Raw genomic sequence first — 10059 nt, forward strand, 5'->3', positions numbered from 1 at the left:
TGCGTCCGCCGAGGATGCGCACGACTGGGTGACGCGCTTCGTGGATTGGTACAACACCGAGCACCTTCACTCCGCCATCCGCTTCGTCACGCCTGACGACAGGCACTTCGGTCGCGAGGCCTCGCTGCTGGCTCGACGCCACCGGGTGTACCAGCGCGCCCAATCCCGTCACCCGGAGCGCTGGAGCCGCGTCACGCGCAACTGGACTCCCGCGGGCTCCGTCCGCCTGGGCCCCTCGCCCAGCCGCATCTCGGCCGTGCAGGAGATGAAGCGCATCGGCTGAACCCTCTCACGCGACATCTACCTTGACGCTCACCGCTCTCGTCGGTGCCGTTCTGCCAGGGCTTGCCCGGCGCGATGTGTGCCAGCTCGATGCGCGCCTCCGCGGCCCACCGCAGGATGGCCGAGGCGACGAACTCCGGCCCGTTGTCACTGCGCATGTGCCTGGGTGCCCCTCTCTGACTCACCAGCTTCGACAGCACCTCGACGACCCGTCCGGAGCGGATGGCGCCCGCGACGTCGATGGCGAGGCACTCGCGCGTCCACTCGTCCACCACCGTGAGGCATTTGAGCTGCTGTCCGTTGGCGCAGCCGTCGAAGACGAAGTCGTAGGCCCACACCTGGTTGGGCCCCGTCGCGGGCAACGGACGCGGGCGGCTGGCCGCCACTCGCCGCCTGGGCCGTTTGCGCGGCACCTGCAGGCCCTCCTTGCGCCAGAGCCGATGCGCCCTGTCTGGACACATGCGGTGACCGTCCCGTTCCAAGAAGATGCGGATGCGACGGTAGCCGTACCTCGGGTACTGCAGGGCGAGCTCGCGCATCCGCTCCACGACAGGCTTCTCCCGCTGTGCCTTCTGCGACACGTACCCCATGGCCGAGCGCGCCACCCGCAACAGCCTGCATGCTCGCCGGGTGGACAGCCCCCGGGCGCGGGCATACTCCACCTGCTGTCTTCGCGCGGGGGCGCTCACCATTTTTTTGCTTGGATTTCCTTCAACACTTCGATGTCTAAGTCCCGCTCAGCCAGCAGCTTCTTCAGCCGGGCATTCTCCGCCTCCAACTGCTTCAGCCGCTTCGTGTCGTTGGCGTCCATGCCCCCGAAGCGCTTGCGCCATGCGTAGACCGTCGGCTCGCTCACTCCGTGCTTCTTCGCGGTCTCCGGTACTGACGACCGCTCCGCCTCGCGCAGAATCGCGACCATCTGCTCTTCGCTGAACCGACTCTTCTTCACTGCCTGCCTCTGTGGTGGCCGGAGACGGCATCCTCTCAACCTTCAGGTGGTCCGAAAACCGCAGGGCATGTCACTGCGTTGGCACATCCCCCAGGAAAGCAAAAGGGAGCAACGAAAGCCCAAGTCTGTGAGTCAATAATGACCGCATTGAATCGGCACGAGGACTCGACAAGACTTACAGGACCTCCATCTGAGGTCGAACTGCACCTCACCCAACTCAATCCAACATGAGCACACCAGACACAGCAGCACCCAAGATCTTTATTTCGTACGCATGGTCATCACCCGACCACAACGAAAGAGTGCGCGGATTGGCTGACCGCCTATTTGGTGACGGGATCGAAGTCATCATCGATGTCTACAGTCTACGAGAAGGCCACGACATCATCGCGTTCATGGAGAAACTGGCAACCCAGAAGGACATTTCTAAGGTCTTAATCATCTCCGACAAGAAATACGCCGAAAAAGCCGACAAACGCACGGGGGGCGTTGGGACCGAATCTCAAATCATCTCGTCAGAGGTGTACAGTAGTATCGAACAAGAAAAATTCATCCCTATCGTTTTCGAACTCGACGACGGGAAGCCCGCTCTCCCAGTCTACCTCAAAAATCGATACTTCATCGACATGTCCACCCTGGAGAGCGAGAACGAAAACTACGAAAGGTTAATCAGAAATATCTACAATAAACCGCAACTTAAAAAACCAAAGCTCGGGAAAACACCTGCCTTCATTCTTGAAGATACTCAGCAACCTACGGCGACCGCTGGTCGCGAGCGGACGGTCCGTGATGCAATCCTTAAATCAAGACCATATGCGACAAACACAATAAACGACTACCTTGGCGCAATTTCAGACGAAATCAACAATATTCCCCCATCCAAACACCACAACTACAGCGAACTGGAGGACGAGGCCCTGAAGAGGATACAGGACTTCACATCCACCCGAGACGAGTTCATTGGCCTATTGGACTTCCTCGCTGGACACACCACCCCCGGCTATCTAACGGAGCCTCTCTTTGCCTTCTTCGAGAGCGTCACCAAGGCACTATCGGTCCCTTATCCCAAGGGAGGGGGAACAATTCCCCCCAACGAGTCAATTGAAGCTGCCCAGTTCATCACTTACGAGCTCTTCCTGCACACAGTATCCGCACTCATTCGGAAGTCGCAATTCAAGACTGTCAATACAATGCTCTCGCGCGAATACCATGCTCCGCTGGGCAATGGGGAGATGGCGTTTGACTCTTTTGCGTGTTTTCGACCGTACCTCAGAGTTCTTGAGGGCTACAGGAAGGCAAAGGTAAGTCTTGTCAGTCCCACGGCAGGCCTCGTCAAGGATAGAGCGCTGGGCTACGTTTCTTTTGACGAAATAATGCAGACCGAATTCATTCTAACCCTCTTTAGCTTTATCCACAAGCAGTCCCTTTGGTTTCCCCTCACACTGACGTTTGCCGGCATCGGCAAGACATTTCCACTCTTCCAGCGAGCAGAGTCCGAGCGTGTCTTTGATGGCTTGCGCGAGTTGTTCGCAGTTGAGGACAAGGATCAGTTTGTTGAGATGTACTCAATCGCAAATCAGGCAAACCCTCTAGGCAGGCAGATTCAGTTTCCAAATGCGCACTTCCATCTGAAGTACGAGCAACTGGGAAATTTCGGGAAGCTTGCTACCCGGCCGTGACCGGCTTGACAAGATAGATGGACGTACCCTGATAGCGGGTCTCGAGGTGGCCCAATCCACGCGGCCTTCAGCCGATGCGCTTCATCTCCTGCACGGCCTGGGGGGCCTCGTGCCAGGGCCAGCCTCGCAGATGCCGTGGGCAAGCCCAGGTGCTCCAGAATCGCCTGCACCCCGGGGGCCCCCTTCAAGTCCGCCAAGACCCTTGAGCCTGCCTCCACACCTCACGCAGGGGAACACGTCGAAGTCGAACGTCCTGCTGAGCAACTCGGCGTAAGTCCACTCGCGGTGTCCTCCGCTTCATTCGCTCCTTGCTGGCCGCTGCCTCAAGCCCCGGGCTCGCCTCCTCCCCATCTGCTTGAGGGACCAGAAAATGCGCAGTTTGGCGCCTGGAGCGAAGACGCTGTGGAATCTCGTGAGGTTTGCCCGAGGCACCAAGCACCAGGCACCAGGGACGCCAGGCGACGCAGCAACTCCAATCCGGTGAAGAGGAGGTGCGTGGTGCCGTCCGGCAGCGGTCGCTTATAGGCGGCGCATATGAATGCGAGCGTGGTCGTGAAAGCGAGCGTTCCAGAGAGGCGTGCTCTGGAATGGTTCGCTTGCATCGCCGCACCTTTCGTATGTCCTGGGGAAGCGAGAAGAACAGAGCATGCACCGCCCAGCCTACCGCGTCCTCGTACCCAAGCACCTGCGCCGGGGGTATGAACTGAAGCGCCTCCGTCGCCAGCTCTCGACAAGACTGGGATGTCACCCTCGCCCCAGGCATCCACAACCCACCAGCGCTCTTGCTATTGAAGGGCTCGCCCAGCCCCATCTTTAAAACCACTGGATATTACTCGCATTTCGGCCCCTCAGAGAGTTTGAGTCCTCTCAGAGAAAAGCCGAGAACGAGTTCGCGATGGGCTTCGTTCGGGGACACGAAATCGACCGGGCCAGATTCGCTTGTGATCCCTGGTGCTTCCAAAGGCTGTATCCTTGGCATGTGCGGACGCGACTCAACCTGCAAGCCCAAGTTCAACCCGCCGGGAGTGGGGCGCGATGAGCCTAAAGTTCCCGCTGCTTGTCCAGTTCGAGTTCCACCCAGATTCGAAGGAGGCGGCAGCTGCTGCCGATTACCTCCACGCGGTGCTGAACGCGGACCCTGCGGTACCGGGGCTCCAGATCCCGACGACTTTCACGCCTGACGATGGCTCGAGTGAGCCGCCCAAGCCTGCGGTGGCAAACGAGGCCGATCGCGTTCTCGTGGTCTTGCTGGCCGATGATCACCTGGCCGTTGCTGCACGCAAGCCGACGAAGAGCGGAACAACGTGGGGCGACTACGCGACCAAGCTTCGAGCGCTCACGGAGGCCGCCGGACACCGCTTCATGCCGGTACAGCTCACCGAGAGCGCGTATCCCATCGACAAGCGGCTCGACGACACGAACTTCCTCCGCGCCTGGGCAATCGACGGGGCCGAAGAGCGGCACAAGTTCATCGCGCGCCGTCTTGTGCATCTTCTAATTCGCCGGCTACGGCCACGCCCCGGCAACGAGGACGCGCCGCCAGTCACCATCTTCCTCAGTCACACGAAGATGGACCTCGAGCACGAGCCTCGGGTCGTGAAGACGCTGCTCGCCCATCTAACGGCGACCCAGCCTGAGAAGACCTGGTTCGACAGCGGCGACATCTCGACGGGCTCGCGGTTCGCGCACGAGATCGAAAAAGGAGTCAAGGACACGGCGTTGCTGACGATCGTGACCGACTCGTATTCGTCGCGCGCCTGGTGTCGGAAGGAGGTGCTGTTCGCCAAGCACCATCAACGGCCCGTTGTCATCGTCGACGGTGTTCAGGAGAGGGAGACGCGCCGCTTCCCGTACTCGGGCAACACACCGGTCATCCGCTGGAAAGCTCATGACGCCCAAGGAGTTGTAGATCTCCTCCTTCGTGAGGTACTTCGACACGCCTACGCCGAAGAGAGCCTGAAGCAGCGCAAGCGTGAAGGAGACGTGGTCTTGCCAGCGGGCCCAGAGCTGGTGACAATCGTCCATCTCAGAAAGGACAAGGACAAGGACCAGCCCGTCGTCCTGTATCCTGATCCGCCGCTCGGGCCCGAGGAACTGGAGGTGCTTGAGCGTACGGGGGTGCGCGTCGAGACGCCGCTGCAACGCCACGCGCTCGCCCACGACCTTCGCAGTCGCAACCTGATGGTTGCCCTGTCGGTCTCGGGCGCTGAGGACCTCAGTCGGTACGGCCTGCGAACCGCACACCTGGACTCGATCCTGCTCGATCTGTCTCGCTACCTGCTCGTGGCCGGAGTCCGGCTGGCCTACGGCGGCCATCTCGGGCCTGACGGCTACACGCTGCGTCTCGCAGACCTGCTCCGTGACCCCATCGTAGAGCAGCTCCGGGGTACGCCGAGTACGGAGCAGGCGGCGCCGGAGCTCGTCACGTGGCTCCCGTGGCCGATGCTTGTTTCGGTGCGTGACGAAGCTCGCCTTGGTCCGCTCGTCGACATGCAGCGCTGCACCCGGCCGAGCGACATCGACGAGTCGCTCGACCCTGCCTTCGTAGCGAAGCCCGACGTCGCGGTCCCATTCGACACGCCTGTTCGCCGCTTCGCGTGGTCCAGAGGGCTGACCGAAATGCGTGAGCGCCAGACGACAGAACTGGGCGCGCGCGTCGTGGTCGGCGGAAAGCTCGGACGCCCCGATAACCTTTACCTGGGGCGCATGCCGGGCGTCCTTGAGGAGGCGCTCTTTGGCATTCGTGCTCAGCGCCCGGTCTATCTCGTCGGTGCATTCGGGGGCTGCGCGCGGCTGGTCCTTGATGCGCTCGACGGCATCGAGCGCGCTGAGCTGACCTCGGCATACCATCAGGCGCTGCCGCACGCGCCCGAGCTGAAGAAGCTCTATGCAGACCGCGGCGTGACGTGGGAGGAGTACGAAAGCATCGCCGCCGAGCTGAAGGCGTGCGGCATGTCGGGACTCAAAAACGGACTGTCCGTCGAAGAGAACCGTGAACTCGCGACGGCGCGCTCGGCCGAGCGCATCGTCGAGTTGGTCCTTCACGGGCTGCAACAATGCAATCAGCCAGCAGTCGCTGGCGGCGCGGAGTGAAGAGCATGTCGGACACAAAGCACATCTTCATCTCTCACGTTCACGAAGACGACGTTCTTCTCCCAAAGCTGAAGGACCTGATCTCGAAAGCCGGGATGGAGGTGCGCGACGGGTCGATCAACAGCGACAAGCCGAACAACGCGACGAACCCAGACTACATCAAGGAGAAGTTCCTCAAGCCGCACATCGACTGGGCGAGCACGCTCGTCGTGCTCATCACGCACAACACAGCGCAGAGTGACTGGGTGAACTGGGAGATCCAGTACGCGATCGAGCAGGGGAAGAAGGTTGTCGGCGTGTTCGCGCAGGGCGCAACTGACGCGGACATCCCCGAGGCGCTTCGAACGCACGGCGATGCTGTGGTCGTGGGTTGGCAGAGCGAGCGCGTCGTCGATGCAATCAACGGCAAGATCAATAGCTTCGACGACCCTGCCACTGGTAGCCCGCGTACGGCGCCGGACTACACCGTCAAGAGGTTTAACTGCTGATGCGGCTCTACTCCTACGTCGTGGCGCGTGACTTCGGCTTTGCTCCGAACCCGTTCTTTGGTTTCTGCACGTTGGCAACGTGCAAACCGAAGATCCGCAAGCGCGCGTCCGTCGGAGACTGGGTCATCGGGACCGGCGCGGCGAGCACCTACAAGTATCGTGGCCGCCTCATCTACGCGATGCAGGTGAGCGAGGTCCTCGACTTCGACAAGTACTGGAACGACTCACGCTTCCTCGTCAAGCGCCCCAACCTGACGGGTAGCCTGAAGGTCATGTATGGTGACAACATCTATCACCGCGAGGGCGAGCGGTGGGTGCAAGCCGATTCTCATCACAGCCTGCCGGGCGGTCGCGTCAACGACGCCAACCTCGTTCCAGACACCGGGGTGGACCGCCTGCTCGTCGCGACGAAGTTTGTCTACTGGGGCCGTTCGGCGCCGGAGCTCCCGAAGCGGTTTCGCTCGTTCGGCAAGGACAAGGACGACATCTGCGCAGGGAGATACAATCGCGTCTTTGAAGGCGACTTGCCCGTCGCCTTCTCTGCGTGGCTTGAGCGGGAAAATAGGTGGGGCATCCAGGGCGATCCTCTCGAGTTCGCGAGGCACGAGCGAGCCGCGGCCGCCTCCGCGATGAACGCGGCCGTCAAGAAGAAGCAATCCGCCCGAAGGACCGCGCGATGAACGCCACGCGCTGGCTCCCCGAGTTCGCGGCAACGGCGGCGAAGACCGACCACTTCGCGGGCAAGTCGGACCACGCTGCACTGCTAGCCGCAGGCATGATCGGAGAGGCCGGAAGCGTCGTCGCAGAACTGAAGAAGAAGCGCCGCGAGCGGGATGCCTATCCCGTGTACCACGAGAAGATGGTCGAGGAAGTCGGCGACTTTCTTTGGTACTTCGTGCGCCTCGTGGCTGTCGTCGCTCCTGGGCTACTCGACGAGCTACAGGTGCCCGGCGATGGCATCATTCCGGCGGCAGATGGTCCCCAGCTTATGGGGCACCTCGACTTCGGAGCGGCGGTGGGAGAGGTGCTCGCGGCGATCAGCTCGTCGAACAATGGCGACGCCGGCGCGCGGCTGCGTCGCGTATGGGCGTTGCTGACCGTCATCTGCCACGACGCTGAGATCTCCCTTCGTGCTGTAGCCGAGCGCAACACAGCGAAGACCAGGAGCCGCTGGCCCGACAAGAAGCAGTACGCGCCGCTCTTCGACGACGGCTTCTCCGTGGAGGAGCAGCTCCCTCGACGCCTTCGCGTCGACTTTCTCGAACGCGCACGTGGCACTCAGCGGGCCGTCATCCTGCGGTGCAACGACATCAACTTCGGCGACCGCCTCACCGACAACATCGAGGACCCAGACGGCTATCGCTTCCACGACATCTTCCACTTCTCCTACGCCGTGCATCTCGGATGGTCGCCGGTCGTGCGCGCGCTCATGCGAACAAAGCGCAAGAGCAACTCGAAGATCGACGAGGCACAGGACGGAGCCCGAGCGGGCATCATCGAGGAGGCCGTCTCGGCGATCGTCTTCAGCCGCGCGAAGCAGCTCAAGTTCTTCGAGGGGCTCGATCACGTCGACCTCGACCTGCTGAAGACCGTCAAGGAGTTCGTCGAGGGCTTCGAGGTCGAGGCCGTGCCGCTTTGGCAGTGGGAGACGGCCATCCTCGATGGCTACCGCGTCTTCCGCGAGCTGTGCGCTGGACCAGGCGGGCGGGTGACGCTCGACCTCATCGAGCGCCGACTCAGCTACATACCCCACGCTGCGAACGAGGAGCGAGGTAAGGGGCTTCCTTCACCTTTGCGAGGAACGACATGAGCAACAGGCACAAGGTCTTCGTCAGCTACCACCACGCGCGCGACGAGACTTACAAGACCAAGTTCGAGCAGTTCGGCACCATCTTCGACGCCCTCGTGCCGGGATCGGTGAATGATGGGGACATCGACCCGAATCTACCTGCCGATACGATTCGCCAGAAGATCCGCGATGAGTACCTCCGCGACACGTCAGTGACGGTTGTGCTGATCGGCGCGGAAACATGGCAGCGGAAGCACGTCGACTGGGAGATCGGGTCGTCGATCCGACACACGGAGTACAACCCTCGATCGGGCCTTCTCGGCATCCTGCTCCCCACGTACCCGCGAACCGACCCGACGAAGTGCAACTCGCGCACGATCCCGCCGCGTCTCTACGACAACCTCAAATGCGAGTTCGCAACCATCTACAACTGGTCGGACAACGCCGCGACAGTCCAAGGCTGGATTCACGACGCCTACCTGCGAAAGAGCACGAAGCAGCCGGACAACTCGCGAGTGTTGTTCGCGAGGAACCGGACGGGCAGCGAGTGGGCCGATTGAGCATGCGCCCTCCATACGAGATCCGACTCGAAGGCGGGCGCGTGCTCAAGACGACCCCTGTGTTCGACACCTACTGGCGCTTCGCTTCGGAGCGTCAGGAGATGTTCATGCGCCGCGTGCTGGGCAGCACGCCACCGTGGACCGAGGACCCGATCCTCAGCGTGCATCGGTTCACGAACACGTACCGGGCGTCGGACCGCGTGAGCCAGTACCTGATCCGCCACGTGATCTACGAGGGCTCGCAGAAGGCCGAGGAGATTTTCTTCCGCACGATCCTGTTCAAGCTATTCAACAAGATCGAGACATGGGAGAGCTTGCACACGAAGCTCGGCGCGCTGAGTTGGAAGGACTTCTCGTTCGATGCCTACGCGAAGGTGCTGGACGGGCTCCTCGACGAAGGAGCGCGCGTGTACTCGGCCGCGTACATCATGCCATCGCCGGCGTTCGGCAGCCCGCGCAAGCACCGGAACCACCTCAGGCTAGTCGAGCACCTGATGAAGGATGGAGCTCCGAAGAAGCTCGCCAAGGCGGGCTCGCTTCGAGCCGCGTTCGAGCTGCTGCGCGGCTACCCGTCGCTCGGCGACTTCCTCGCGTTCCAGTTCGCCATCGATCTCAACTACAGCGAGCTCACCGACTTCTCGGAGATGGATTTCGTGGTCGCTGGCCCTGGCGCGCGCGACGGCATCCGCAAGTGCTTCGAGGACACGGCGGGGCTGACGGAGGCCGAGATCATACAGGTCATGGCCGAGCGCTCGGAGGCCGAGTTCCAGCGCCTCGGCATGAGCTTTCGGAACCTGTGGGGACGAAGCCTGCAGCTCATCGACTGCCAAAACGTCTTCTGCGAGGTCAGCAAGTACGCGCGCGTCGCCCACCCGGACATCGAGGGCGAGTTAGGGCGAACGCGCATCAAACAGAAGTACGCGCCCCGACCGGTGCCGGTCCCACAATGGTACCCACCGAAGTGGGGAATCACAGTCGACGCGTTTGCCGACACGCTGTATCCCGCGATGAATGGCCCCCGCATTCATCGCGGGACAGTGCGAATCTGAGAGAGTGTCCCAGCTCCCCGCGCGCAACACACTGGGTTCGCAGCGATTTGCAGATTCGGGATGGTGCGAACAAAGTTGGCGCGTCCCGCAGAGAGCGCTGCGAACGGGATGGTGAACGGCGTCACTCGGGGCGCATAAGAGGGAAGGGGCGCTGTTGAGGGGGAGGGAGG

At 61.8% G+C, this 10059-nt stretch carries 7 protein-coding genes and 2 pseudogenes; 8 read left to right on the forward strand and 1 reads right to left on the reverse strand.

The features are described 5' to 3' along the window. A pseudogene (locus FJV41_RS52805) lies at nt 1-283 on the forward strand (IS3 family transposase); the annotation flags it as partial. 34 nt (nt 284-317) lie between these two features. On the opposite strand, the pseudogene FJV41_RS44870 reads toward FJV41_RS52805, so the two are convergent. Further along, nucleotides 318-1231 (reverse strand): annotated as a pseudogene (locus tag FJV41_RS44870) (IS3 family transposase); the annotation flags it as partial. A gap of 227 nt (nt 1232-1458) precedes the next feature. On the opposite strand from FJV41_RS44870, the gene FJV41_RS44875 reads away from it, so the two are divergent. The 7 genes from FJV41_RS44875 to FJV41_RS44910 all read left to right on the forward strand — a co-directional run bounded on the left by FJV41_RS44875 (nt 1459) and on the right by FJV41_RS44910 (nt 9889). Continuing rightward, nucleotides 1459-2910 carry an SEFIR domain-containing protein gene (locus FJV41_RS44875; RefSeq protein WP_141648783.1) on the forward strand — a complete coding sequence of 484 codons (1452 nt, stop codon included), beginning with the start codon at nt 1459-1461 and terminating at the stop codon, nt 2908-2910. 1035 nt (nt 2911-3945) lie between these two features. Then, nucleotides 3946-6003: a TIR domain-containing protein gene (locus tag FJV41_RS44885; RefSeq protein ID WP_141648785.1), complete on the forward strand. Its 2058-nt coding sequence runs from the start codon at nt 3946-3948 to the stop codon at nt 6001-6003. Between the two features lie 5 nt (nt 6004-6008). Beyond that, nucleotides 6009-6491, forward strand: coding sequence for a TIR domain-containing protein (locus FJV41_RS44890; protein ID WP_141648786.1), 483 nt, complete (start codon nt 6009-6011; stop codon nt 6489-6491). After that, nucleotides 6491-7171, forward strand: coding sequence for an Nmad2 family putative nucleotide modification protein (locus tag FJV41_RS44895; RefSeq protein ID WP_220137954.1), 681 nt, complete (start codon nt 6491-6493; stop codon nt 7169-7171). The genes FJV41_RS44890 and FJV41_RS44895 overlap by 1 nt, the downstream gene beginning before the upstream one ends. Further along, complete coding sequence (locus FJV41_RS44900; protein ID WP_181791378.1) at nt 7168-8301, forward strand: MazG C-terminal domain-containing protein; 1134 nt, start codon at nt 7168-7170, stop codon at nt 8299-8301. The genes FJV41_RS44895 and FJV41_RS44900 overlap by 4 nt, the downstream gene beginning before the upstream one ends. Then, the gene (locus FJV41_RS44905; RefSeq protein ID WP_141648787.1) at nt 8298-8840 is read left to right on the forward strand and encodes a TIR domain-containing protein; all 543 of its coding nucleotides are present in this window, start codon (nt 8298-8300) and stop codon (nt 8838-8840) included. Before FJV41_RS44900 ends, FJV41_RS44905 begins: the two co-directional genes overlap by 4 nt. A gap of 41 nt (nt 8841-8881) precedes the next feature. Next, nucleotides 8882-9889 (forward strand): nucleotide kinase domain-containing protein, encoded by a 1008-nt coding sequence (locus FJV41_RS44910; protein ID WP_220137955.1) that lies wholly within the window; start codon nt 8882-8884, stop codon nt 9887-9889. Nucleotides 9890-10059 lie beyond the last annotated feature (170 nt).

The organism is Myxococcus llanfairpwllgwyngyllgogerychwyrndrobwllllantysiliogogogochensis, assembly GCF_006636215.1.
GTDB classification, from domain to species: Bacteria; Myxococcota; Myxococcia; order Myxococcales; family Myxococcaceae; genus Myxococcus; species Myxococcus llanfairpwllgwyngyllgogerychwyrndrobwllllantysiliogogogochensis.